The sequence below is a fragment of the Cryobacterium sp. Y82 genome, assembly GCF_002929495.1.
Lineage (GTDB): Bacteria > Actinomycetota > Actinomycetes > Actinomycetales > Microbacteriaceae > Cryobacterium > Cryobacterium serini.
This window is the reverse complement of record NZ_PJJJ01000024.1, coordinates 1-25,460: the sequence shown is the minus strand read 5'-3', so window position 1 is coordinate 25,460 and position 25,460 is coordinate 1. Positions and strand designations below refer to the sequence as shown.

Genomic DNA, 25,460 nt, shown 5'->3' with positions numbered 1-25,460 from the left:
CGAAGCAGCGACGTACCCGCTTTCGCGAGAGGGCCTAGATTCAAGGAATGACCCGTCTACCCCCTGAGATTCATCCCGTCGCGATCTTGCAGCAGCTCGTGCGCATCGATTCGGTGAACCCCGACCTCGTGCCGGGGGCCGCCGGGGAGGCCGAGATTGCGGCCTGGTGCGCTGACTGGCTGCGCCGGCAGGGTTTCGACGTCTCGGTGCTGGAGCAGACTCCCGGGCGCCCGTCGGTCGTCGGCGTGAAGCGTGGAACCGGCACCGGCCGCTCGATCATGCTCAACGCCCACCTCGACACGGTCGGCGTCGCAACCTACGCCGGCGACCCGTTCAGCGGTGATCTCCGTGACGGCCGGGTGTACGGGCGCGGGGCCGTCGATACCAAGAGCGGGCTCGCGGCCATTCTCGTGGCGGCGGCGCGGGCATCCGCGCACGGACTGGCCGGGGACGTGATCGTCACGCTGGTCGCCGATGAAGAATTCGGGAGCATCGGCACCGAGGAAGTGCTGCGCAGTTTTCGCGCCGACGCCGCCCTGGTGGTCGAGCCGAGCAGCCTCGAACTCACCACAGCGCACCGCGGCTTCGCCTGGTTCGAACTTGAGCTGACCGGCCTCGCCGCGCACGGCTCACAGCCAGAGCTCGGCGTCGATGCCATCTGGCACGCCGGCCTGGCCCTGCGCGCCCTCGACGGCCTGCGTCAACGGTTAAACGCTGCCCCGGCGCACGCGACTCTCGGCCACGGCGCGGTGCGGGTGTCGAAAATTGCCGGTGGTGACGATGCCGCCACCGTCGCGGCCCGCTGCATACTCACGCTGGAACGACGGATGCTGCCTGGCCAGTCACCCGACAGCGTCGAGGCCGAATTGCGTGCCCTGTTCACCGAGCTGGCCATTGAAGAACCCCAGTTCCAGTTCACGCTGACCAGACTGGTGGCCCGCGCTGCCTTCGAGGCCGAGCCGCACTGGCCGATCCTGCGTGCGCTGTCCGGCAATGCCGAACGAGTGCTCGGCCGCCCGGCGGCCACCCGCGGCGAACCGTTCTGGACCGACGCCGGACTTATTCTCGAAGCCGGCATACCCTGCGTCGTGTTCGGTGCCGACGGCGAGGGCCTGCACGCCGACACCGAGTGGGCCGACGCCCAGTCGGTGCTCGCGCTCGCCGACATTCTGACGGGCACGATCACCGAATTCTGTAGGCCCAGCTAGAGGGTCGTAGTGAGGGCGGGATCGGCCGCACGAACGGTGCCCACGGGGCGTTTGATCGCGAAGAGAGGGATCGTGCGCTGGCAGAGGGGACCGATCAGCACGGCGAAGAGTGCGGTGCCGATTCCCACGTTGCCTCCGAGCGCCCAGCCGATGCCGAGCACGATTACCTCGATGCCGGTACGCACGATCCAGATCTTCCATCCGGTGCGCTCGTGCAAACCGGTCATCAGGCCGTCGCGCGGGCCGGGGCCAAAGTGCGACCCGATGTAGAGGCCGGTGGCGACCGCAATCAGCAGCAGCCCCGCGGCGAAGAGCAGAATGCGCGCCCACAGATCGAGGTCGGCGGGAATCAGCCACAGGCCAACATCCGCTGCCGGGCCAACAAGTACGGCGTTCAGCAGCGTTCCAGCACCGGGCTTCTGCCGAATCGGGATCCACAACAACAGCACCACCCCGCTCAAGAGAATCGTGATCAGTCCGAAGCCCAGGTGGGTGTGGTTGTCGATGCCCTGGGTCAGCACATCCCAGGGGGCCACGCCAATTCCAGCACGCACAATCAGCGCAATGCCGATTCCGTAGAGGAAGAGGCCAATCAGCAATTGGATCAGTCGACGAGTCACGAAGATTTAGTCTAAAGGTCGGACCGTCTGTGTGCACTGACATACTAAGTTGGTGCATTTTCTCGCGGTAGTGAGCATGAAGAACCGGGCGCTGATCGCCCTCATCACCATTGTGGCGGCCGTGTTCGGCAGCCTGGCCCTGACCGGGCTCAAGCAGGAGCTCATTCCGTCTTTGCAGCTTCCTCAGCTGCTCGTGTCGACGAGCTACCCGGGGGCGTCGCCGCAGGTCGTCAACGACGACGTGTCGACCCCGATCGAGACCGCCATTCAGGGCCTCGTCGGCCTCGAGACGACGTCGACGACGAGCGACACGAACTCATCGCTGGTGAGCGCCACCTTCACGTACGGCACCGACTTGGTCAAGGCGGAATCCCGCATCGGCCAAGCCATCAACCGCATAAAAAACGTGCTGCCGGCCGATGTCGACCCGCAGGTGATCAGCGGAAGCATCGATGATTTTCCGGTGATCTCGCTCGCGGTCGCGTCGAGCGATACCGCGGCGCTCGCCGACGAACTGAAACGCAGCGTGCTCGGCGACATTCGCGACGTAGCTGGCGTGCGCGCCGCCGCCCTGGTCGGCGACGTCGGACGCCGGGTCACGATCACACCCAACGCCGCTGAGCTCGCCGCGCGCGGGCTCAGCGCGCAAAACATCACGTCGGCGCTGCAACAGAACGGGTCGCTGATTCCGGCCGGCGCGATCACCGAGGGGGATACGACCCTGTCAGTGCAGGCGGGCTCGCGGCTTGGGTCGGTCGACGATATCGCGGCGCTGCCGCTCATTGCCAGCTCGGCCGGTTTGACCGGTGCCACTGGCACAGTGGATGCCGCAGCCACGACCATCGGTGACGTCGCCACTGTCGACCTCGTCGAGAACCCGGTCACGAGTATTTCCCGGGTAAACGGCGAACCCGCTCTGACCATTGCTGTCACCAAGATTCCTGCGGCGAACACCGTGGACGTGTCCGAGGCGGTGCGCGCCATGCTTCCGCAGCTCGAGGCGGCCGTCGCGCCGGCCACGTTCACGGTCGTGTTCGACCAGGCGCCGTTTATTCAGCAGTCGATCGATGCGCTCACCCAGGAAGGCCTGCTCGGCCTCGGCTTCGCGGTCATCGTGATTTTGCTGTTTCTGCTCTCGGTGCGCGCGACCCTGGTCACGGCCATCTCGATTCCGACCTCGGTGCTGATCACCTTCATCGGCCTGCAGAGCGTGGGCTATTCGCTCAATATCCTCACCCTCGGAGCACTCACGATCGCCATCGGCCGGGTTGTCGACGACTCCATCGTGGTCATTGAAAACATTAAACGGCACCTTGTTGCCGGCGCCAACCGCGCTGCCACAATCGTCTTCGCGGTGCGCGAAGTGGCCGGAGCGATTACGGCTTCGACCGTCACGACGGTCACGGTGTTCCTGCCGATCTCCTTTGTGGGCGGATCGACCGGGGAATTGTTTCGTCCCTTCGCGCTCACCGTGACGATCGCTCTACTCGCCTCGCTGCTCGTGTCACTGACCATCGTGCCCGTGCTCGCGTACTGGTTTCTGCGGGCGCCGAAAGCCGTCGTGGCCGCCGTATCCGCTTCGACCGGGCTGTCGGAAGCGGCCGAGGCCGACGAGAACCCGGGACGACTGCAGAAGGGCTACCTGCCGGTCATCCGGTTCACCCTAACTCACGCCGTCGCGACCTTGCTGCTGGCCGTTTTCGTGCTCGGCGGAACGGCCGCGCTCGTGCCGTTCATGAAGATCAACTTTCTCGGGTCAACCGGGCAGAACACCTTTCGGGTGACGCAAACGCTGCCGGTAGGCAGCAGTCTCGCGGCGCAGGATGTGGCATCCGCTTCGGTCGAGACCGCGCTGCAGGGCCTCGACGGCATCGACACCGTGCAGCTGTCGATCGGCGGTGGAAGCGCAGCGAGCGCCTTCCGCGGCGGAGCTCCCACCTCCAGCGCTGTGACCTATTTGATCACCACCGCCGACGGTGCCAACGCCGATGCGGTGCAAAACCACGCGCGCATTGCCCTCGCCAAACTGGGCGACGTGGGCGAGATCTCGGTGGCTGCCGCGAGCGGTTTCGGGGCCTCCTCCGGCATCGCCGTCGATATCACAGCGGCCACGGATGCCGACCTTCAGGCCGCGACGACGTCCATTCTCAGCGCGGTGCAGAAACTCCCCGCCATCAGGGAGAGCGCGAGCACTCTCGCCTCCTCGCTGCCATACCTGGCCGTCACGGTTGACCGTAAGGCCGCAGCTGCTGCCGGGTTGAGCGAATTTGCTCTCGGCACGCTCGTGTCGCAGGCCATGCAGCAAAGCGCCATTGGATCGATTGTGATCGACGAGACCAACCTGACCGTGTACCTGTCATCGGAGTCGCCGCCGACGACATCCGCTGATCTCGCAGCCGTGCAGATTCCGACCCGCACCGGATCGGTGGCCCTGGATACCCTCGCGACCGTCGAACAGGTCGAGGGGCCGAGCACCCTCACTACGACGAAAGGGCTGCGCACGGCGACCGTCTCAGCAACCCCTGCGAGCGACGACCTGGGCGCGGCGAACGCGCAGCTGAGCCAGATGCTCGATAACACGAAGCTACCGACCGGGGCTGCCGCTACGCTCGGCGGGGTCAGCGCCGACCAGGCCGAGGCGTTTCAGCAGCTCGGCGTCGCCATGCTCGTGGCCATTCTCATCGTGTACATCGTGATGGTGGCAACGTTCCGGTCATTGCTGCAACCGCTGCTGCTGCTCGTATCGGTGCCGTTCGCGGCGACCGGGGCGATTGCGCTCCAGGTTGCGACCGGCATTCCGCTGGGCGTGCCGTCCCTGATCGGGGTGCTCATGCTGATCGGGATCGTGGTGACCAACGCCATCGTGCTGGTCGACCTGGTCAACCAGTACCGGCGGCGCGGCCTGTCGGTGCCTGACGCCCTGGTTGCCGGCGCAAGCCGCAGGCTGCGGCCCATTCTGATGACGGCGCTCGCTACCATCTTCGCCCTACTGCCGATGGCAACCGGCCTCACCGGCCATGGCGGATTCATTTCGCAGCCGCTCGCCCTCGTCGTCATCGGCGGGCTCGTATCGTCGACCGTGCTGACGCTGATTGTGCTGCCGGTGCTGTACCTGCTGGTCGAGGGCGCTCGGGAGCGGCGGGCGCTGCGTCGAATCGACTGAACTCGGCCGAATCACACCCTGTCCCGCCCTGGCTATTCAGGGACCAGCTAGCCGCCGAGAACGACGCCGCGATTCAGGAAGAATGGTTGCGGGTCGATGCACACGCTGTCGACCCGAACCTCGACGTGGGAGTGGCAGCCGGTGGACAGACCGGTGTTGCCGATGCTGCCAATCTGCTGGCCGGCGGTGACCCGATCACCGGCAGCGACCGAGGTTTCACCGCTGGCGAGGTGCGCATAGCCCGTCTGCACACCCTCCCCATGGTCGAGCAGAATCCAATTGCCGTAACTGCCCACGGAGCCCGCTGCCCGCACGATTCCGGCGGTGGCGGCGAAAACAGGGGCTCCGCAGCTCGCCCCGATGTCAGTGCCGTAGTGGAACGCGCCGACTCCGGGGAGTGGGCGAATCGGGCGTGGCCCGTAGGTATCCGTTATGGCACCGTGCACGGGGTTGGCCCAACCCTGCGCGCTGAGCTGGCCGACGTCGGTGCGAATGATCGGCCGCACATCGAGCGCGGCCAGCGTTGCTGCAGCGTTCGCCGCCTGCGATGCCGCGGCGACCAGCGCCAGACCCGCGGCCTCGAAGTTGATCGAGGCCGCGTCGAGTGTCGCCTGGCTCGCGTCGACCGGCACTGAGCTCGCAGCAGCGCGCGTTTCAGCGTCCTGTTGGCTTAGCTTCACTGCTCGCGCCTGGTCAGTTTCGGCATCGGCCTTGATCGTTTCGATGTTGTCGGTCACGCGGTCCAGCTGGTCGAGCGTGCTGAGCTGGTCGAGCACGTTGCCCAGCGAGTGCCCGCCGAGAAAGACGTCGGCGATTCCAGCACCGTTTTGTTGTTGAGCGAGCTTGCGTGCGAGCACGGCGAAGCTGCGGCTGGAGACGCTCGCTTGCTGCGAGGCCTCAACGGCTAGCCGATGAACGAGAGCGGCGCGGCCCTGCGCGATCGTCTGACTTGCTCGCGTTGCTTCCAGGTCGTCGCGAGCGGTGTCGAGCGCGGCTTGCGTGGTTTGCGAGCGAGTGAGGGCTGTCGCCAACGCTGCGGCCCGTTCCACGCTGAGTTCCTGGGCGGAAGCGCGCTGCGCTACAGCCTGATCTGCCGCGGCACGCTGTTCGGCGAGCGCTCGTGCAGCAGTTGCCCGGGCGGTGGCCGCCGCCTGCGCGGATGTCGCGGCTGCTGCTTCTGCCGCCGCCACGGAATCGGTGGGTGCGCCCGGGGTTGGGTCGACCGTCGGTTCAATGGTTGGTTGCGGGGTTTCAGACACCGGCGGGATGGGGCCATCACTCGGTTCCGGCGCGGGCTCCTCCGTTGGGGGCGGGGTCGGCGTTGGTGTGGAATCGATGTCCGGTGTCGGTGTCGGTGTCGGTGTCGGCGTTGGTTCCGGTTGCGGGGAAGGGCTGGTGATTGGCTCAAGGGCTGGTTCTGGTTCTGGTTCTGGTTCTGGTTCTGGTTCTGGTGTGGGTGCGGTTGACGGTTCAGGCGTAGGCGTTGCGGCGGGGGTCGGCTCCGCCGTCGCGATCGGTGCCGGGCTCGCGGCGGAGCCGGCGGGCACCTCGTCGGCGCTCGCCGCGACCGGTGCGCCGAACAGTGCGAGTGACATGATGACGACTGTCACCAGCCAGCCTTCAGCGCCCCGCGGCACTCGACGCCGTGGTCTCGCTCGCCCAAGCCGAACGGTGTGAGAGCGGGCGGCGGGTAGCAACATTGAAGTACCTGATCCATTCGGGTAATGGATTTCCGCGGCTCGGGCGGGCCAGCGTGGCGCAAGTATGGCACGGTACTGCAATGCTTACAACGGGTTGGAGGCGTTGTGCAAGGTCGCTACAAGGTTGGCCGAACCTTAGGCCAATCCGGTTCCGGCAGCCAAGCGCACCGCACCCGACGCCACGAGACCCGCAACGCCTTCTATTTCGAGGGAGAGAAAGCGGTCGTGGCCGGGGCCGCCAGCGACGGTGCGCACGAGGTCGCGCACCGCTCCGGTCGCCGCAGCCGGGGCGAGCGGCGCCCTCAGGTCGAGCGATCGGGCGGCGGTCATGATCTCGATCGCGAGCACCCGGCCGAGTCCGTCGAGCGACCGGCGCAGCTTGCGCGCGGCATGCCAGCCCATCGAGACGTGGTCCTCCTGCATCGCCGAGGAGGGAATCGAGTCAACTGATGCCGGCGCGGCGAGGCGCTTAAGCTCCGACACGATTCCGGCTGCGGTGTACTGCGCGATCATGAGTCCGGAGTCCACGCCAACCTCGTGTGCCAGAAACGGTGGCAGGCCCTTGCTGCGGCTCGCATCGAGGTGACGGTCGGTGCGTCGTTCACTCATGCTGGCGACATCCGCTGAGGCGATGGCGAGAAAGTCCAGCACGTAGCCGAGTGGGGCGCCGTGAAAGTTGCCGTTCGACAATACTCGCCCGTCGATGGTGACGACCGGGTTGTCGATGGCGCTGGCCAGTTCGCGGCCGGCTACCAGGGCGGCATGGGCGGCCGTGTCGCGCGCGGCGCCGTGCACCTGCGGGGCGCAGCGCAGGGAGTAGGCGTCCTGCACCGACGCGTCTTCCGGGCCGGCATGGCTCGCCAGCAGGCCCGAGCCATGGAGCAGGTGGCGCAGATTCGCGGCGCTGTCGGCCTGACCGAGCTGGGGCCGCAGCTGCTGCAGATCAGCCGCGAAGACGGCGTCCGTTCCAAGCAGAGCCTCCACGCTCATCGCCGCGGCGATGTCCGCCGTTACGAGCAGACGCGTGAGATCGTCGAGGGCGAGCACGAGCATGCCGAGCATGCCGTCAGTGCCGTTAATCAGGGCGAGGCCCTCCTTTTCGGCGAGCACGACCGGTGCGATTCCGGCGGCGGCCAGGGCTTCTTTGCCACCGACCAGAACACCGGTTGCGTCGCGCGCCTGGCCTTCGCCCATCACAACGAGGGCACAGTGGGCGAGGGGGGCGAGGTCGCCGGAACAGCCGAGCGAGCCGTATTCGTGCACGACGGGAGTGATCTCTGCGTTCAGCACGGCGGCATAGGTCTCGGCGGTGGCGGGCCGCACGCCGGTACGACCCGTCATCAGGGTGCTCAGGCGCAGCAGCATCAGAGCGCGCACGACCTCGCGTTCCACCTCGGGGCCGCTGCCGGCGGCGTGCGAGCGCACGAGGCTCGCCTGAAGCTGGGCGCGCCGGTCGGGCGTGATGAACGTTGTCGCGAGGGCGCCGAATCCGGTGGAGATGCCGTAGTGCGGCTCGGTATCGGCGGCGAGGGCGTCGATGATCGTGCGCGTCGCAGCGACCTGCGTGAGGCTTGCCGGGTCGAGCGTCACGCGCGCGTTGTGGCGCGCGACGGCAATGACATCTGAAAAAGTGAGCGCGGCGGTGCCGATGACGACACCCATGCCAGCGGATGCCCCGCTCGGGCCGTGCGCGGATGTGCCGGGGGAAGTCGCGATGGTCATTCTTTGATTGCACACCCGCGCCGAGGTGGGCGATACGCCGATATCATGGAAACTGTCCGGGATACCGGACAGGCATCCGCTTTGAACGCATACGGAACATGTGCAGATAGGCGGCCCAGCGCCAGCGCAGACGAGGACCTGCCATGAAAGCACCGTCCAAGGTTCCGGCCGCCCAAAGCGTTCTGCGCGTGCTGGCACACCTCGCCGCGCAGCGTGGGCCGACGCCGGCGGCCGTGGTAGCAAGCGCCCTCGACTTGCCGCGCTCGACCGTCTACCAATTGCTCGACGTGCTCGTGGCCCAGGGGTTCGTCGTGCACCTGCCCGAGGAACACCGCTACGGGCTCGGCGTCGCCGCGTTCGAGCTGAGCTCCGGGTTCAGTCGGCAGGAACCGCTTTCCAGGCTCGGCCGCCCGCTGATTGCCAAGCTCGTCGACCGGTTGGGGGAGAGCGCACACCTCGTCGTGCTGCACGGACGCGACGTCATCTACCTCGTCGAGGAACGTGCCGCACATCGCCCCTCCCTCGTCTCCGATATCGGGGTGCGTCTGCCCGCCCACCTCACCGCGAGCGGACGCGCCCTGCTCGCAGCCCTGCCCGCAGCCCAATTGCGTGCGCTCTTCCCGACCTCGGGCCTCGAACAACGCGACGGCCGGGGTCCGCGCACGAAGCTCGAGCTGAGGGCCGTGCTTGATCGTGTCAGAACGGATACCTACGCCACCGAAGACGGTGAGATCACGCCCGGCATTGCCTCGGTCGCGCTCGCCGTGCGCGACCATGCCGGCTGGCCGGCCGCCGCGATCGCGGTGACGTTCGCGCACGACCGGTTCGCCGAGGCCTACTGGCCGGAGATCGCCCAGATTGTGGCGGCGACGGCCGCAGAACTGTCCAGTCGCATCGGCGGCCGCCCGCGCTGAGGCGTGGCCGGGCACCGCCGCGCCTCGCGGCACTCCCTAAAGAAACGGGCACTCGTTCCTCAGGGTGCCAGCTTCTTCAACGAGTGCCGCGAGCGGTTACAGGCTTTTCGCGAAGCAGACGCTGAGTTCTTCGCCGACATACGGGCCGAACAGGTCGATTTGCTCGTAGCCGCGCCCGCGGTACAACGCCATCGCCGCGTGTTGCAGCGTGCCCGTTTCCAACGCGAGAGAACGGATGCCGCGGCCAGCGGCATCCGCTTCGATGCGGTCGAGCAGGCGGCCGGCCACACCGCGGCCCCGAGCCTCTGCGTGCACGAACAGTCGCTTCAATTCAGCGCAGGTATCGGGACCGAGCGGAACGAGGGCGGCCATGCCGCAGGCGTTGCCGAGCGCGTCGCGAGCCACGTACACGTCGACGCCGGGACGCTCGAGTTCGTCGGTGCTGAGCAGAAACGTGTTCTCCACCGGGTACAAGGAGTACGCGAAAACGGTGCCGGCGGCGAGAAGTGCCTCGACGTCGGCCTGCCGGGGTGGCTCAATACTGATCGAAATGGTCATGTCACCAGAATAGAGCGAGGCAATGTGTGCCCCGCTGCGTGACTTTTCAGGATGCATCGGGTAATGTAGATAAGTCGGCTCTTGACACCGCGCTGTGCGCGGATGGGTTTGTAAGTCAAGTTGGGCCGGTTTCCCAGTAATCCGCTGGTGAAAAATCACTGTATGTGAACGGCCCCGACCAAGATTGCTCGGGTTCTCAGTTACGTCGCACGTGCGATGTTGTTCTGCCATGTACTGAACACAACCCAGAGATATTTTTATGCCTCAAGGCAATTCGCACAACTCCTCCGTCGGTCGCGGCGGTAAGAACTTTGATCCCAAGTACGCCTCCAAGGGTGGACCGGGCCACGGCGGCTCCAACAACGCCGGCAGCAAGAGCCCCGGACACCGCGGTTATCGCGCTGACGAGGGCGCGCCCAAGAAGCAGCGCTGGAACGCCGACGAGCGCGCCGCGCGTTCGAACGAGCGGCCCTCGAGCGAGCGCCCAGCCTACGGCTCGCGTTCCGTTCGCCCCGAAAACGGCGGCCGTACCAACAGCGAGCGCAACGAACGTCCCGCCTACAATAACGATCGTCCCCGCACGGATCGTCCGGCCTACAACAACGACCGTCCGGCGCGTACCGAGCGTCCCTCCTATGGTGACCGCAACAGCGCTCCCCGTACCGAGCGTCCGTCCTATGGCGACCGGGCGCCGCGCACTGACCGTCCGGCCTACAACAATGAGCGTCCGTCCTATGGCGACCGTGCGCCGCGCACGGATCGTCCGGCGTACAACAATGATCGTCCGGCCCGTACGGAGCGTCCGTCGTATGGCGACCGTGCGCCGCGCACGGATCGTCCGGCGTACAACAATGATCGTCCGGCCCGTACGGAGCGTCCGTCGTACGGCGACCGTGCCCCGCGCACGGATCGTCCGGCCTACAACAATGAGCGTCCGGCACGTACGGAACGTCCGTCCTATGGCGACCGCGCCCCGCGCAGCTTCGACGATCGCGCCCCGCGCCGCTCGAACGACGACCGCCCGCCCCGTCGTGACTTTGGAAACGACCGTCCGACCCGTTCCGACGATGGCGACAGCAAGTTCTACCCGAAGCGCAGCGAAAACGGCGCCAAGCCGACCTTCGCCGGTGGCGACGACGTTGTACTCGAGCGTCTCGAAGCCATCGCGACGACGGCCTCCGATGTCGTCGGTGTGACGTTCGGCGACCTGGGTCTCGGCGAGAACATCGTGCGCGAGCTCGCCGCCCTCGGCGCTCCGTCACCGTTCCCGATCCAGGCTGCGACCATCCCCGACGTGCTCGCCGGGCGCGACGTGCTCGGCCGTGGCAAGACCGGATCCGGCAAAACCATCGCCTTCGGCGCTCCCCTGGTGGAGAAGCTGATGGAGAACAACGGTGCCAAGGACCGCAAGATGGCCCGCAAGCCTCGCGCGCTCATCCTGGCCCCGACCCGTGAGCTCGCCCTGCAGATCGACCGCACCGTGCAGCCCATTGCCCGCAGCGTCGGCCTCTTCACCACCCAGATCTACGGCGGCGTTCCGCAGTACCGCCAGGTCAGCGCACTCCAGCGCGGCGTGGACATCATTATCGGTACCGCCGGCCGCATCGAAGACCTCATCGACCAGGGTCGCCTCGACCTGAGTGAAGTCGTTGTGACCGTTCTCGACGAGGCCGACTATATGTGCGACCTCGGGTTCCTTGAACCGGTGCAGCGCATCCTGCGCCAGACCAAAGCCGGCGGCCAGAAGCTGCTCTTCTCCGCGACCCTCGACAAGGGCGTTGCCTCGCTGGTCAAAGAATTTTTGACCAACCCGGCCGTGCACGAGGTTGCCGGCGAAGACCAGGCCTCCTCCACCATCGACCACCGCGTGCTCGTCATCGAGCACCGCGACAAGGGCCGCATCATCGAAGAGCTCGTCAACCGTGAGGGCAAGACGCTCATCTTCAGCCGCACCCGCGCCTACGCTGAGCAGCTCGCTGACCAGCTGGAGGACGCCGGAGTCAAGGCCACGAGCCTGCACGGTGACCTCAACCAGGCTCGTCGTACCCGTAACCTGCAGATGCTCACGAGCGGCCGGGTCAATGTGCTCGTCGCAACGGATGTCGCTGCTCGCGGAATCCACGTCGACGACATCGACCTGGTCATCCAGGCCGACGCCCCCGACGAGTACAAGACGTACCTGCACCGTGCGGGACGCACCGGCCGCGCCGGCAAGACCGGAACCGTCGTGACGCTTATCCCCAAGCAGCGCAAGCGCCGCATGGACGAGCTGCTCGACCGGGCCGAGATCGACGCGAGCTACACCTCCGCTACCCCCGGTGACGCGGCTGTACGCGAACTCGCCAACATCTAATATCAATTCGCACATTCGCTTGTAGCCAAAATGGGCATCCACCGTTCGGTGGGTGCCCATTTTGTTTTCTTTCCCATTAGGGGCACGATCAGTTGTAGGCACCAGGGGGAAATGCCCGAGGATCGGCTGCACTGAAGCAGCCGATGGGCTCCCCGGTCGCCCCGCCGGCACCCACTGAAAGGTCCTCATGACTGTCTCTTCAACTGTTTTCCAGAATGCCCATGTTTTTGACGGCGAACGGTTCCTTCCCGAGCCGACGGACATTGTCTTCACTGGACCCACTGTCGCGGCGGTCGGCCCGCAGGCCGGATCTGACCCGGCTTTTGCGAACGCCAGCGTGATCGATTGCACCGGCAAGACGGTGTTGCCCGGGCTGATCGACCTGCACATCCACTCCACAACCTCGAACCCGGGATCACTTCAGGCTTTCACCGAACCGTTCTCCCTGCAGTTTTACGAATCAGTTCGCAATCTCGAAGCCACCCTGCGCGCCGGAATCACCTCGGCTCGCGACGCTGGCGGCGCCGATCTGGGCACCAAGCTTGCCGTTGACAGTGGACTGATCAAGGGTCCGCGCCTGCGGTTGGCAATCAGCATCATGTCCCAAACCGGCGGACACGCGGACTTCTGGCAGCCTTCCGGAGCGGAGTCCCCAACCATGGGTTCACACCCCGGCCGTCCAAGCGGAATCGCGGACGGAGTCGAAGAAGTGCGCAAGGTCACTCGGCGCATGCTTCGGGCCGGCGCCGACCAAATCAAGATCTGCTCGACCGGCGGCGTGCTCTCGCCGACGGATGATCCGCGGCACTCGCAATTCACCGAGACCGAGATTCGGGTCATCGTGGAGGAGGCCGAAGCGCAGGGTAAATATGTCATGGCGCACGCGCAGGGAGCCGCCGGAATCAAAAACGCCCTCCGGATGGGGGTGCGCACGATTGAGCACGGAATCTATCTCGACGACGAAGCCATCGCCCTCTTCCTGGAGAAGAACGCGTACCTCGTTCCCACCCTCGCCGCACCGGAGGCTGTGATTCGCAAGGCCGCAACGGGACAGAGCGGACTCTCGCCGCTGGTTATCGCGAAAGCTCATCAGGTCATTGACATTCACCGGGAATCCATCAGACGAGCAGTCACCGCCGGTGTGCGTATCGCCATGGGCACCGATTCCGGGGTGGGCGTGCACGGCGAAAACCTACAGGAGTTAGCCCTGCTCGCCGGGGTGGGCATGACGCTCGAGCAGGTACTCGCCGCCACGACGTCGGTGGCCGGAGAACTCATCACGCCCCTCGGATCCGTCGGGCGATTAGCTCCGTCGTATGTGGCAGACGCCGTGATCCTGAACGCTCGCCTCGACTCCGTCGAGCAACTCGCAACTCTCCCCACCATGATCGACCAGGTGTGGAAGGACGGCCGAAACCAGTTCCCCGTCTAGGCGATTTCGCATCGCTGCATGTCGGACCGTTTCGCTCAGTGCTGAGAAGAAAAGACCTGGATTCATGTTAGATCAACCCATTTATGTCGCTACGGTGATTATCCTGCTCCTCGCCGTCGGCGAGGTGATTTCCATTCTCTCGAAAGCATGGATACCTTCCCTGCTGATTATCTTCGTCGGATATCTCGTGCTTATCTGGACCGGCGTACTTCCGGCCGACCTGATCCCGAACTCGGCGTTCGCGGCCGTGGGGTCGCTTCTGGTGGCGGCCGTCATCACACATATGGGCACGCTGATACCGATCAATCAACTCCGTTCGCAATACAAAGCAATCTTGATCGCGCTGCTTGGAATCGTTCTCGGTGCGGGGCTGATCCTCCTGGTCGTGTCGCCGATTCTCGGCTATGCCACAGCCGTGGCGGGCGCCGGGCCGGTGACGGGGGGCATCCTCGCGTACATCATCACCGCTGATCGCCTGACGGAGTTGGGCCTGAACCATCTCGTCGTCATCCCCGCCCTCGTCTTAGGCATGCAAAGCCTCATCGGCATGCCGCTCGCGAATATTCTTCTCCGTAAGTACGCGGTGAAACTTCGTGACGGCGGCCAACTGCAACCGGCCGCCGCATCAGATTCGAACACATTGAGTGCCCGTGATGGCAGCGATCGCGCGAGCGCCGTGGGTGCGCGCACCGCGCTTGCCACGAACCTGAAGGTGCGCACGACCATCGTGACAGCGAAAAAATTTCAGCTGCTGCCGGAACGCTTTCAGGAACCGACCATCATTCTGATGCTGTTACTAGCTTCCGGAAGCTTGGCCACGTGGCTGGGATCGCTCACCGGTGTCAACTATGGAATTTGGGCGCTGGCAATCGGGATTATTGGCCACGTGCTCGGAGTTTTCCCGCCCAAAGCAATGCAGCAGGCAAATGCTTTCGGACTCGCCATGGCCACGGTTATCGTCGTCGTCCTTGCGAGCATGAGCGCGGTCACCTGGAACGACATGATGCAGGCGTTCTGGCCCGTGCTGTTAATTCTCGGTGTTGGTGGAATTGGCATTATCGCCGGAGGGTGGATCGCCTCAAAACTTTTCAAATGGGACCCGTTGAAGGGCATCCCCGTAGCTCTGACGGCACTGTTTGGTTTTCCGGGGGATTACATTCTCTGCCAGGAAATCAGCCGCTCCGTAGGGCGCGACGTAGAAGAGCAAAAGGCAATTTTTGACGAGCTGATTACGCCGATGCTCGTAGGCGGTTTCACCACGGTCACGACGGCGTCGATCGTGGTGGCGTCGATTCTGGTGCAGACCATCTAGTCGGCGCGGACGTTCGCGTCGCAACGACCAGAATTCGGGAGTTGCCGCGCGAGCATCCGTCTGCCAGAATTACTTTCCGAACGGTCGGTAATTTATTCCACGTTCCCGCAGGTACCCGCAGACACCGTCGTCAGGAGATAAACATGGCTGAGGCCTACCTCGTTGGAGGAGTACGCACCCCCGTAGGCCGCTACGGTGGTGCGTTGGCCGCGGTTCGACCCGATGACCTCGCCGCGCTCGTCGTCGGCGAGGCCGTGCGCCGCGCCGGCATCGATTCGGGACTCATCGAAGAGATCATCTTCGGTGCCGCCACCCAGGCTGGCGAAGACAATCGCAACGTCGCGCGCATGGCCGGGTTGCTCGCCGGACTGCCAGACCACGTACCGGGAATCACCGTCAATCGGCTCTGTGCCTCCGGCATGTCGGCGATCACCATGGCCGCCCAGGCTATTCGCGCCGGCGACGCCGACCTCATGATTGCCGGCGGCGTCGAGTCGATGACCCGCGCCCCCTGGGTGCAGGCCAAGCCCGACCGTGCCTGGGCCAAGCCCGGCGCCCAGTTCGACACCTCTATCGGCTGGCGCTTCGTGAACCCCAAACTCGCCGCCCGCGATAAGGCCACCTTCTCCATGTCGGAGACCGCCGAGGAGGTCGCCCAGCTCGACGGTATCACCCGCGAAGAAGCGGATGCCTTCGCCCTCCGCAGCCACCAGCGCGCCGCCGCCGCGATCGACGCCGGCCACTTCGTCGATGAAATCGTCGGTGTACCCACCAAAAAAGGTGAGGTGCTCGTTGATGAGGGCCTGCGTCGCGACACCACCCTCGAGGGCCTCGCCGCTCTGCGGCCCATTGTTGCCGGCGGTTCGGTCGTCACGGCCGGCAACGCGAGCTCGCTCAACGATGGCGCGTCCGCGGTTCTCGTGGCAAGCGGTGAGGCCGTGAAAAAGTACGGCCTCACGCCGCGCGCCAGAATCGTGGTCGGCGCCAGCGTGGGCCTGGCCCCGGAGATCATGGGCCTCGGCCCGGTCGCCGCCACCCAGCGTGCCCTCGATCGCAGCGGCCTGAGCATCGCTGACCTCGGGGCGATCGAGCTCAACGAAGCCTTCGCTACCCAGTCGATCGCGTGCATCCGCCGCCTGGGCCTCGATGAAGAAATCGTCAACCGCGACGGCGGCGCGATAGCGCTCGGGCATCCACTCGGATCAAGCGGAGCTCGCCTCGTCGTCACCCTGCTCGCCCGCATGGAGCGGGAAAACGCCCAGCACGGCCTGGCCACCATGTGTGTGGGTGTGGGCCAGGGCTCGGCCCTTATTTTGGAGCGTGTCTGATGTCTGTATCTGAACTTGAGCTCGGTGATCGCGGTGAAAGCGGCGTTCCCGATCGCGTCGGCATACTCGGCGGCGGTCGCATGGGCGCCGGCATCGCGCACGCCTTTTTGCTCGCCGGAGCCCACGTCGCCCTCGTCGAACGCAATGACACCGAGGCGACGGCCGCCCGCGAGCGGGTGCTGCGCGCCGTCGACGCGAGTATCACCCGCGGTGCAACCGGTGAAACCCGCCCGGAACTTACGGCTCGTCTCGTCGTTGGCGCCGATTTCGGTTTGTTCAGCGACCGGGAACTCGTTGTCGAAGCCGTTCCAGAGGTGCGCGCGCAGAAGATAGAGGCCCTGCAAAAGGTCGAGGCCCAACTTTCGGCCGAGGCCGCCCTCGCGAGCAATACCTCCTCGATCTCGATCAACGACCTCGCCGACGAGCTTGCGCGCCCGGCGCGTTTTCTCGGCCTGCACTTCTTCAACCCGGTGCCCGCCTCGAACCTGGTCGAACTCGTCACCGGCAGCGCTACCTCACCCGAATTGGTAGCGGATGCCCAGAGCTGGGTTTTCGCCCTCGGCAAAACTCCCATCACCGTCAGTGACGCGCCCGGCTTCGCCTCGTCCCGGCTCGGAGTGACCCTCGGGCTTGAGGCCATCCGCATGCTGGAGGAGGGCGTCGCTAGCGCTGCGGATATTGATGCCGCGATGATGCTGGGCTACAAGCATCCGGTCGGGCCGTTGAAACTGACCGACTTGGTTGGCCTCGACGTGCGTCTCGGCATCGCCGAGTACCTGCGTAAGCAGCTCGGCGCCCGTTTCGAACCGCCGGCGCTGCTGCGCCGGCTCGTGGCCGAGGGCAAGCTCGGCCGCAAGTCTGGCCAGGGCTTCTACCACTGGGACGAAGCCTGATGGCCGCCCAAACCGAGGCTGCACCCCGCACGCAGCATGAAGGAGAACTCATGACGACCATTCTGCCCAGCTACGTCCAGGGCGCCTGGTGGACCCCCACCGACGCATCCGCTGCCGTCGACGTCTGTGACGCCTCGACCGGTGAGGTCGTCACTCGTGTCAGCACCCAGGGCCTCGACCTCGCCGCCGCGCTCGAGTACGCCCGCAGCGTCGGCCAGAAATCGCTCGGCGAGCTCACCTTTCACCAGCGTGCCGTGCTGCTCAAGCAGATGGCACTGCTGCTGACCGGGCGCAAACCGGAGCTCTACGCGCTGTCGAGCCGCACCGGCGCCACCAAGGTGGACTCCTGGGTCGACATCGACGGCGGCATCGGCGTGCTGTTCAGCTATTCATCGAAGGGCCGCCGGGAGCTGCCGAATGCCCGCGTGTACGTTGACGGGCCGGTCGAGCCGCTTTCCAAGGACGGTTCCTTCATTGCCCGCCACATCTACTCGCGCCTGCCCGGTGTGGCCGTGCAGATCAACGCGTTCAACTTTCCGGTCTGGGGCGCCCTCGAGAAGTTCGCGCCGGCCTTCCTGGCCGGTGTGCCCACCGTGGTGAAGCCCGCGACCCCCTCCGGCTACCTCGCCGAGGCTTTCGTTCGCATCCTGGCAGACTCCGGTCTGCTGCCGGAGGGTTCGCTGCAGCTCGTCTCCGGCAGCGTGCCGACCCTGTTCGATGACGTGCGCCTCGGCGACCTCGTCGCCTTCACCGGATCTGCGTCGACCGCCGAAAAGCTGCGGGCGAGTGACTCGGTGCAGACCGGGGGAGTGCGCTTTACCAATGAGACCGACTCGATCAATGCCTCCGTTCTCGGAACGGATGCCGTTGCCGGAACCCCCGAATTCGACGCTTTCGTCAAGCAGGTCGTCACCGAGATGACCGTCAAAGCCGGACAGAAGTGCACCGCCATCCGCCGCGTTATCGTGCCGCGCGCGGCCATGGACGACGTGGTCACGGCAGTGCAAGCACGCGTGAAGCAACGCATTGTGCTCGGCGACCCCCGCGCCGAGGGCGTCACCATGGGCCCGCTCGCCTCGACCGCGCAGCGCCTCGAGGTGCTCAAGCAGGTAGCCCGCCTGCAGGCCGCCGGCGGCCTGCTGGTTGTCGGCGGAACGGATGCCCCCGCCGTGTTGCACGCAGACGGCACGACCGCGCTCGCTCCCGATGGCGCTTTCGTCGAGCCGCTACTGCTGCGCTTCGACGACGCCTCGGCCGCCGCCGTACACGAGGTCGAGGCTTTCGGCCCGGTGTCGAGCGTGCTCGGCTATGACACCCTTGACGAGGCCATCGCCCTCGTGCGGCGGGGCGGCGGGTCGCTCGTGACCAGCATCGCCACCCACGATCCCGAGGTTGCCGTCGCCCTAATGACCGGAATTTCCGCCTTCAACGGTCGCGTCCTCGTGCTCGACCGCGACGATGCACGCACCTCCACCGGGCACGGATCACCGGTGCCGCAGCTCGTGCACGGCGGCCCCGGCCGGGCCGGCGGCGGCGAAGAGCTCGGCGGCATCCGTGCGGTGCTGCACCACATGCAGCGCACCGCCATTCAGGGTTCGCCCGAGATGCTCACGGCCATCACTGGAATCTGGCACCAGGGTGCATCTGCGCGAGCCGGCGCCACGCATCCGTTCCGGAAGAGCCTCGCTGAACTCGTGATCGGTGACCAGATCGTCTCGGGCTCACGCACGGTGACGCTGGCGGACATCGAGACCTTCGCCCAGTTCACCGGGGATACCTTCTACGCCCACATGGACGAAGCGGCGGCGGCGGCCAACCCGTTCTTCCCGGGCCGGGTGGCACACGGCTACTTGCTGGTCTCGTGGGCAGCCGGCCTGTTCGTCGATCCGGCGCCCGGGCCGGTTCTCGCGAACTCCGGCCTCGAGAACCTGCGGTTTGTCACGCCGGTCTCGCCCGGCGACAGCATCCGTGTCGCGCTGACTGCGAAGCAGATCACACCGCGCGAAACTGACGAGTACGGCGAGGTGCGCTGGGATGCCGTGCTGACCAACCAGAACGACGAACTCGTCGCGTCCTACGACGTGCTCACCCTGGTCGCCAAGCACTAGGCAGCACTTTGCTCGACCTGCGGGACCGCGAACTGCGCTGGTGCACGACTAACTCAGAGCCCCGTAAGGGGGTAGCGGGGTTCGTCGAAAACTGACTTGGATAATTGTTGCATGACATAGGGTCAACGTAGGGGAGCATTGCTTCGCACGTTTGGGCATGCAGCCATGACCGACGTTCGCACCAGATCAAAGGTCATCATGGGGAACTTCTTCACCCGCATCCGAGAGCGCAGCTTCGCGGTCGCTCTCACAGTAGCGGCCGTCTTAACCTTCGGGGCCCTCGCGGCGGCGCCGGCCACCGCGGTAGAAGCGGACCCGACCAGTGAGCCAGCTGTAGTCGTCGAAACTCCGGTTGCGCCCACTCTTTCGGGAACGATCTACGGCGAAACAGTCAACGGGCCGATCCCGCTCGAGGGGGCGTACATCCTGACCGGTCGTCTATCTGATCGCTTTACCGAGACTGATTCCAGCGGGCATTTCACGCTGCCAAATATGAGTGCCGGACCAGAATCCTTCAACGTCTACTACCCGCCGAGCCTTGACGAGCTTGGTTTCATCTCGGCCGACTCGGGGACCTTCACCATTGGGTCCGAAAACGTCGTTCGGGACATGACTCTCACTCCGGGCAGCGCGATCAGCGGTACCGTGAGCAAGAACATAAACGGGGTTGTCTCACCCGCCGTTAATCTCGTCGTCACGGGGCACCCTATGAGCGAGACCGGTGACTCGTTTGCCTACACGGATACCAATGGCAACTACTCGCTGGGCTCAATGGCCGCTGGCAGTTACAAAGTCAGTTTTGGCACGCACGGCTCGGGAGTAGGACTCGTTCCCACCTACTACGAAAACGCGTCGGATTTGGCATCCGCCACCGTTATTGCCCTGCCAACGGCGGCGCGAAGGGCGGGAATAGACGCCACGCTGGTCTCGGACGGATCACTCCCTCCCGTCACCGGTATTGTCCCGACTATCACCGGTGAGGCGCAAGTCGGACAAACCGTGACTGCCGCGAGCGGAGCGTGGGTGCCGTCTGACACCGCCCTGACCTACGCGTGGACCCGCCTCGATGGCACCGTTATTGGCACCGACAGCACGTACGCGATCACCGAAGGGGACTCGGCAAACAGGCTGAAGGTCACCGTGACCGGTACCGCAGCAGCATACGAATCCCGGTCGTTCACAAGTGCTGAAACCACGTATGTGCGACCGGCGTCCACTTCCACGCCTGAGCCGACTGCGTCCCCGACTGCGACCCCGACCCCGACTGCGTCCCCGACGACAGTGCCAGCCTCCGAGCTTGCTGTGACCGGAAGCCCGACCCCCGCCTCCGTCGTTGGAGCAAAAAGCGATCGCGTGACTACGCCGGCCGCGATCCTTGTGGTCGGCGCCAGCATTCCCATCACCGGCGAGGGCTTCAAGCCCTTTGAGGTCGTCGACATCTGGCTGCACTCAACCCCGGTGCTTCTCGGTACCCTCACGGCCAATGCCCGGGGCAGCATCAGCGGCAGCTTTGCTATGCCGACGGGGCTCCCAACCGGCACCCACCACGTCGTCTTGGTTGACGAAGCCGGTGTCTCGTACACCTCCGCCGCACTGGTTGTCACGACGACCGCAGCACTAGCCTCGACCGGTGCTGACATCTCCTCGGGCTGGCTCGCACTGGCCCTCATGGTGCTCGGTGGCCTGGCGTTGACCGTCGCCGCGCGTCGCCGCACCGCCTCGGCGCTGAAATAGCCTCACGCACCTGCACTAACCAGCGGCCTTCGACGATATTTCCGCCGAGGGCCGCTTTGTGATGTCCAGAACGGTCCCCGCCAAGCGGATGCCGCAGCGCGGAGCGCCGAGATCCGTCCCGGTTCCGCCGGGTCGGCGCCGTGCGGCAACGGTAGGGCTGTGGCTGCTCGTGGCCTCCTCGATCTTCTTTCTGCCCGACGCTTTCGTGCGCTGGTTTCTACCGAAAGACGCACTCGCAGCCATTGCCGTCGTCCTCGCCTCCGTGGCGGTTGCCCGGGGACGGTTGCCGCGCTGGTTTGTGGCTGCGGCATCCGCTGCTCTCGCCGTTGCCCTGCTGAGCGTGCTGATCTCGGCGGCTCCCGGTGTGCAGCTCTGGGGTCGCTGGCCGCGGTATGAGGGCCTCGTCACGCTTCCGGTCTACTTCGGTGCGGTGTGGACCGGCGCACGATTACTGGGCCCGGCCGCTCCAACAAATACCCTACGCACGCTGGTTCGGGCCATCGCGACGGCGGCCATCGCCCTCGGCCTGGTCTCGCTGCTCGAAGCAGCCGGAGCCCGACCCATCGCAACGGACCTGGCACGACCGGGGTCCCTCACCGGGAATGCCACCGACCAGGGCGTGCTCGGAGCCATTTTCTGCGCGATGCTCATTCTCCCCGTACTGCGGGTATGGGCCGAACCGAGAAAAGCGCTCGCAGAGCGAGCCTGGCTGAGCACGGCTTTGCTGCTCGCGGCAGTGACCGTCATCGTGAGCGCATCTCGGGCGGGACTGCTCGCTGCCGTAGCGGTGCTCGGCATCCTGATGGTTCTCGAAATCGTGCGGTCAACGGCCCGGCGGCGACTGCGCCTCGTCGGGCTCACCGCCCTCGCGGGGGTGGTCCTCATCGGCGGTGCGCTGGCTGTACCCTTCACGCGTAGTCGCCTGCTCGGTGCGAGCCCGCTCTCGACCCAATCCCTTGAGGGCCGATTCGTTTTCTGGAGCGACGCCGCCGATGTGCTCGCTGAGCGTCCGCTCGGGGTTGGCGTGAGCGGGTTCCTCAACGCCAATTCCCGCAACTCCACGAGTGATTCAGTGCTGGACTCCCCGCACAACTGGGTCATCCAAGTACTTCTGGCAGGCGGAATACCGCTCTTCGCCGTGGTCGGCGGCCTTCTCGTCACTGCCGCGGTGGTCGGCCTGCGCTCCTGGCGACGATTGTGCGTCCCCGCACCATTATCGGCCGCGGCACGGCGCTCGATCAGCGGTCTGGTCCCAGCGGATGCTGCCCGCAGCGACGTTCTCGCCGGTGCGCTCGCAGCGCTCGGCGGATTCGGCGTCGCTCTGCTGACGCACTTCACGGCCCCATCAACCACCATCGTGGCCGCTCTTCTGCTGGGAGTCCTCGTAACCAGCCCGCCGGATGCTGGGCTCCGGGTTCGAATGCGGCGCGGTTCGCCGCGGTTGGCCGCGACGGTCGCACGCACTGTTCTTCTTGGCGCCTGGTCAATCTGGCTAGTCATTCTGGTCAGCGCGGAGATCCCTCTGGCCTCGGGCGTCTCGAATGCGGCCCGCGGTGACATTCAGACCGCCGAGAGTGCTTTTGACGCGGCGTATGCCATCCGCCCGTGGGACGCCGACCTCGCGGGCATCGCCGCCCAGTCGTTTGCCGCTGCAGCGGATGCCCGTGTGCCTGGAGCCGCGGCCTTGGCCGTTCACTGGGCTGAGCGTTCGCGAGCAGCTCTTCCCCACACAGCGACGACCGAACGTGCGCTCGCGGTCGGACAGTTTGCCGACGGTAATGCACCTGGTGCCGTGAAAACCCTCGTCGACCTCGTCGAACTCGCCCCGATGGACCCCACCATCGCGGTCCAGAACGCGATCGTGCTCTACACGAGTGGCGACACGGACGGTGCACGCCGTGAGGTCGAGCGCGCCCTCGCACTCGACCCGACGAACGATATGGCCCTGCAGCTCGAGGAGATGCTGCTGAATGAGTGAGCGCTTAGGCCCGCACCTTTAAATCACTGGACTAGGTCAAGACTGTGTCGGTGTGAGCGGTCGTTCGCGCGTCAATTGTCGTCTTCGGACGCGCTGCCAAAGTGGCGACTGGCAGCGAACCCGCCTCACTGACGATCACGAGCCCCTGGGCACTGTTGGCCGAGCGGCTGAGGTCCTCGATCCACTGTCGATTCAGCGTGGCTGCGTGTCCGCCCACGTATTTGAAATACAGCGGGATGGCCTGGTTTAGCCAGACAGAGCTGCGACCAGACCCCACCGATGGGGAATCCTGCCAGGACAGGAGAAAACTTTCGCCCCGGCGCAGCTTCTGCACAATCACGAGTTGCAGGTGCGCAAGGATGCGATCATCGACCTCCACGACGACGCGGTCATACGTAAGAGAACCCATGATTGCCTTCCTTGTGTTTCAGCGACCTTGCTTATTTCAGTATCTCGGTTGGGCGGGCGCAACAGTAGAGTCGAACGACCCCATTGGCCCCGCACTCGCTGCGTTCGGGGCCTGGGCCCCGTCCCCGGGCCCAGGTTCTAAACTGGGCCCGGGTTCTTAAGGTGGGCCCGGCATTCGCTCAGCCGGCGTCGTCGTCGGTCGTACCGGCGTGAACCCGCGTGATGGTCTCCCACGCTGCGACGGTGACCAGAATGACCGAGGTCACCGCGCCCAGCCCGAGTGGAGTCATGACCGCTGACGCCGTACCGGCCAGAGCGAGCAGCGCGACCCCGATCAGGTGCGATACGAGCACGGTGCGTGTGACAATCCAGCGAAAGAGCAGCAGCCCCACCAGATAGAACAGCGGGCCGCCAACGAGGGTGACGGCAACAGGAAGCGTCATAGCGTCCTCGGGGTGCTCGAGCACCGACTTGTCGGCGACCGAGGTCAGTACGATTCCCGCGATGATGATCGCGTGCACATACGTATATGCCAGCCGAGCAATGCGGCCGGGCTCACTCGATGCTGAAATCGACTTGCTCCCGGCCTGCTCCCCGTGATCGAAATAGAGCCACCACATCGCCACCCCGTTCACAAAGGCGAGGAACAGCCCGAAGATCCCTAAAGCGGAGGCCTCCTGGTCGACAAATGCAAACCCGGTCACCAGGAAGGACTCACCGACGGCGATAATCACGAACAGGGCGCTGCGCTCCGCGATGTGGGGCCCGGAGACATCCCAGTCATCAACGCCCGGCGCTTTCAATCCTGGAATGCGAAACCCGAGGCTCGCCGAGCCGTATTCGATAGCCAGTGCGATCAGCCAGGCCGGCAGCCGGATAGACAGGGGCATAAGGGCCCCGACAATCCAGAACACGCTCGCGACCGAGAGCCATAGCAGAATACGCAGGAAGGTCGCGTGCAGAGCAGGATCATGCCGGGCCAGGGCGAGCACCATGAAGACGGTGCGGCCCAGCTGAAGGACAACATAGGCGATGGCGAAAACCAGCCCTTGATCGCCGAATGAATCGTAGATCGACGTGCTGATCACAAGGCCGATAAGGGAGAGTCCGATAACGACGCCGCGCACTGGAAGCTTGGCCGGGTCGAGCCAGTTCGTCACCCAGGTCGTGTACACCCACAGCCACCACAGAGCGAGCACGAGAATGATCGACTCCAGCGCCCCGACCCAGGACTGGTTGGCATACAGGTATCGCGACAGTTGGGTGAGCGCGAAGACGAAGATCAGGTCGAAGAACAACTCGATGTAGGTGACCCGATCACTGCGTTCGGAATCCTCCGGCCGCAAGAGGCTGCGTCGAAAACCGAGGCGCAGGATCCACGCGCGATGCTCAAGCGGATGCTGCTGCGTCTTGTTCTCTGATCGGCTCACGCCCTTATTCTGCCCGGCACCCCCCGCGTTCGCCCATTCATTTTCCAACCCATTTGTGGGTTGGACTCATATTTCGGGAAGGGGCGATGTTCTATCAGGGTTTGCCTTGCCCCGAAGGTCCCCGGTGCAGGATGGGCGCGTGATCAATTGTGTGCCGGGTTGCCGTACCTGCGCCGAGCCTGAACGGGCCGGCTTTTGCTGGTGGGGGAGCGGATGCGAACACGCGACACGCCCGGGTGGGGGGCGTTTTGACGGGTGGGTGCAGGGACCGTAATGTATCTATACGTACCCCAAAGGTGCGAAAAGCCGCAGTGCTTTTCGGCCTCACGTGGGACCGTCTTCTAGTCAAAACAACTCGCAGTTCTTGACGTATCTTATAGGTGCGTAGAGCGTGTGTGTTGGGCTAGGATTGTAAGCCTCCCTCCTGCTGTTCCTGAGTTGGTCGAGTCGCATGGTTTTGATCGCTTTTTGGCGCTTGAAACTGGGTGTTTCTTCGATTTGACAGGGTCTGGTCGGAGGGGTAAGTTAGACAAGTTGCCCCGGAGCGACAGCCCAGTAGGGCCTGAAGTCGGGGTGTCCGATCCTTGAGAACTCAACAG

At 65.2% G+C, this 25,460-nt stretch carries 17 protein-coding genes; 11 read left to right on the top strand and 6 right to left on the bottom strand.

The genetic code is table 11. From position 1 onward, the window contains the following. The first annotated feature begins 47 nt into the window (after positions 1-47). Entirely contained in the window at positions 48-1,208 is a 1,161-nt protein-coding gene (locus CXY70_RS03020; protein WP_104190910.1) for a M20/M25/M40 family metallo-hydrolase, read from the top strand. Here CXY70_RS03020 and CXY70_RS03015 read toward each other — a convergent pair. Further along, entirely contained in the window at positions 1,205-1,828 is a 624-nt protein-coding gene (locus CXY70_RS03015; protein ID WP_199183359.1) for a YitT family protein, read from the bottom strand. The two genes, CXY70_RS03020 and CXY70_RS03015, sit on opposite strands and share 4 nt — an antisense overlap. Positions 1,829-1,880: 52 nt before the next feature. Here CXY70_RS03015 and CXY70_RS03010 point away from each other — a divergent pair, with 52 nt between their 5' ends. Continuing rightward, on the top strand, positions 1,881-4,991 hold the full coding sequence (locus tag CXY70_RS03010) for an efflux RND transporter permease subunit (RefSeq protein ID WP_104190990.1): 3,111 nt from the start codon (positions 1,881-1,883) through the stop codon (positions 4,989-4,991). A gap of 47 nt (positions 4,992-5,038) precedes the next feature. Here CXY70_RS03010 and CXY70_RS03005 read toward each other — a convergent pair whose 3' ends face one another. Together CXY70_RS03005 and hutH are read right to left on the bottom strand one after the other, a co-directional pair. Next, positions 5,039-6,601: a M23 family metallopeptidase gene (locus CXY70_RS03005; protein ID WP_104190908.1), complete on the bottom strand. Its 1,563-nt coding sequence runs from the start codon at positions 6,599-6,601 to the stop codon at positions 5,039-5,041. 225 nt (positions 6,602-6,826) lie between these two features. Next, the gene (gene hutH, locus CXY70_RS03000) at positions 6,827-8,353 is read right to left on the bottom strand and encodes a histidine ammonia-lyase (RefSeq protein WP_104190989.1); all 1,527 of its coding nucleotides are present in this window, start codon (positions 8,351-8,353) and stop codon (positions 6,827-6,829) included. Positions 8,354-8,556: 203 nt separating this feature from the next. Here hutH and CXY70_RS02995 point away from each other — a divergent pair, with 203 nt between their 5' ends. Further along, a complete protein-coding gene (locus CXY70_RS02995) occupies positions 8,557-9,327 on the top strand; it encodes an IclR family transcriptional regulator (RefSeq protein WP_104190907.1) in 771 nt (256 codons plus the stop codon). A 96-nt stretch (positions 9,328-9,423) separates the two neighbouring features. Here CXY70_RS02995 and CXY70_RS02990 read toward each other — a convergent pair whose 3' ends face one another. Beyond that, the gene (locus CXY70_RS02990) at positions 9,424-9,885 is read right to left on the bottom strand and encodes a GNAT family N-acetyltransferase (protein WP_104190988.1); all 462 of its coding nucleotides are present in this window, start codon (positions 9,883-9,885) and stop codon (positions 9,424-9,426) included. Between the two features lie 259 nt (positions 9,886-10,144). Between CXY70_RS02990 and CXY70_RS02985 the strand changes: the two genes are divergently transcribed. The 8 genes from CXY70_RS02985 (at position 10,145) to CXY70_RS02950 (ending at position 23,023) form a co-directional block, all read left to right on the top strand. After that, positions 10,145-12,238: a DEAD/DEAH box helicase gene (locus tag CXY70_RS02985; RefSeq protein ID WP_104190906.1), complete on the top strand. Its 2,094-nt coding sequence runs from the start codon at positions 10,145-10,147 to the stop codon at positions 12,236-12,238. Between the two features lie 187 nt (positions 12,239-12,425). Then, positions 12,426-13,670 carry an amidohydrolase family protein gene (locus CXY70_RS02980; RefSeq protein ID WP_104190905.1) on the top strand — a complete coding sequence of 415 codons (1,245 nt, stop codon included), beginning with the start codon at positions 12,426-12,428 and terminating at the stop codon, positions 13,668-13,670. A gap of 64 nt (positions 13,671-13,734) precedes the next feature. Continuing rightward, positions 13,735-14,982 (top strand): hypothetical protein, encoded by a 1,248-nt coding sequence (locus CXY70_RS02975; RefSeq protein ID WP_104190904.1) that lies wholly within the window; start codon positions 13,735-13,737, stop codon positions 14,980-14,982. A 143-nt stretch (positions 14,983-15,125) separates the two neighbouring features. Then, on the top strand, positions 15,126-16,310 hold the full coding sequence (locus CXY70_RS02970) for an acetyl-CoA C-acyltransferase (RefSeq protein ID WP_104190903.1): 1,185 nt from the start codon (positions 15,126-15,128) through the stop codon (positions 16,308-16,310). Further along, positions 16,310-17,203 carry a 3-hydroxyacyl-CoA dehydrogenase family protein gene (locus CXY70_RS02965; RefSeq protein WP_104190902.1) on the top strand — a complete coding sequence of 298 codons (894 nt, stop codon included), beginning with the start codon at positions 16,310-16,312 and terminating at the stop codon, positions 17,201-17,203. Before CXY70_RS02970 ends, CXY70_RS02965 begins: the two co-directional genes overlap by 1 nt. Positions 17,204-17,253: 50 nt before the next feature. Continuing rightward, the gene (gene paaZ, locus CXY70_RS02960; protein ID WP_104190987.1) at positions 17,254-19,311 is read left to right on the top strand and encodes a phenylacetic acid degradation bifunctional protein PaaZ; all 2,058 of its coding nucleotides are present in this window, start codon (positions 17,254-17,256) and stop codon (positions 19,309-19,311) included. Positions 19,312-19,476: 165 nt separating this feature from the next. Beyond that, positions 19,477-21,045 (top strand): hypothetical protein, encoded by a 1,569-nt coding sequence (locus tag CXY70_RS02955; RefSeq protein ID WP_104190901.1) that lies wholly within the window; start codon positions 19,477-19,479, stop codon positions 21,043-21,045. Positions 21,046-21,106: 61 nt separating this feature from the next. Beyond that, entirely contained in the window at positions 21,107-23,023 is a 1,917-nt protein-coding gene (locus tag CXY70_RS02950; RefSeq protein ID WP_104190900.1) for an O-antigen ligase family protein, read from the top strand. Positions 23,024-23,054: 31 nt separating this feature from the next. On the opposite strand, the gene CXY70_RS02945 is transcribed toward CXY70_RS02950, so the two are convergent. Together CXY70_RS02945 and CXY70_RS02940 are read right to left on the bottom strand one after the other, a co-directional pair. Further along, positions 23,055-23,432, bottom strand: a complete 378-nt coding sequence (locus CXY70_RS02945) for an ATP-dependent DNA ligase (RefSeq protein WP_104190899.1) — start codon at positions 23,430-23,432, stop codon at positions 23,055-23,057. A gap of 178 nt (positions 23,433-23,610) precedes the next feature. Then, positions 23,611-24,861 (bottom strand): low temperature requirement protein A, encoded by a 1,251-nt coding sequence (locus CXY70_RS02940; RefSeq protein WP_158250893.1) that lies wholly within the window; start codon positions 24,859-24,861, stop codon positions 23,611-23,613. Between the last annotated feature and the right edge of the window lie 599 nt (positions 24,862-25,460).

What these genes read in the sequence shown, in the direction of transcription:
- CXY70_RS03020 (WP_104190910.1), top strand. Translation starts at nt 48, where the DNA reads ATGACCCGTCTACCCCCTGAGATTCATCCCGTCGCGATCTTGCAGCAG.
- hutH (WP_104190989.1), bottom strand. Translation starts at nt 8,353, where the DNA reads ATGGGTGTCGTCATCGGCACCGCCGCGCTCACTTTTTCAGATGTCATT.
- CXY70_RS02995 (WP_104190907.1), top strand. Translation starts at nt 8,557, where the DNA reads ATGAAAGCACCGTCCAAGGTTCCGGCCGCCCAAAGCGTTCTGCGCGTG.
- CXY70_RS02990 (WP_104190988.1), bottom strand. Translation starts at nt 9,885, where the DNA reads ATGACCATTTCGATCAGTATTGAGCCACCCCGGCAGGCCGACGTCGAG.
- CXY70_RS02985 (WP_104190906.1), top strand. Translation starts at nt 10,145, where the DNA reads ATGCCTCAAGGCAATTCGCACAACTCCTCCGTCGGTCGCGGCGGTAAG.
- CXY70_RS02980 (WP_104190905.1), top strand. Translation starts at nt 12,426, where the DNA reads ATGACTGTCTCTTCAACTGTTTTCCAGAATGCCCATGTTTTTGACGGC.
- CXY70_RS02975 (WP_104190904.1), top strand. Translation starts at nt 13,735, where the DNA reads ATGTTAGATCAACCCATTTATGTCGCTACGGTGATTATCCTGCTCCTC.
- CXY70_RS02970 (WP_104190903.1), top strand. Translation starts at nt 15,126, where the DNA reads ATGGCTGAGGCCTACCTCGTTGGAGGAGTACGCACCCCCGTAGGCCGC.
- CXY70_RS02965 (WP_104190902.1), top strand. Translation starts at nt 16,310, where the DNA reads ATGTCTGTATCTGAACTTGAGCTCGGTGATCGCGGTGAAAGCGGCGTT.
- paaZ (WP_104190987.1), top strand. Translation starts at nt 17,254, where the DNA reads ATGACGACCATTCTGCCCAGCTACGTCCAGGGCGCCTGGTGGACCCCC.
- CXY70_RS02955 (WP_104190901.1), top strand. Translation starts at nt 19,477, where the DNA reads ATGACCGACGTTCGCACCAGATCAAAGGTCATCATGGGGAACTTCTTC.
- CXY70_RS02950 (WP_104190900.1), top strand. Translation starts at nt 21,107, where the DNA reads ATGTCCAGAACGGTCCCCGCCAAGCGGATGCCGCAGCGCGGAGCGCCG.
- CXY70_RS02945 (WP_104190899.1), bottom strand. Translation starts at nt 23,432, where the DNA reads ATGGGTTCTCTTACGTATGACCGCGTCGTCGTGGAGGTCGATGATCGC.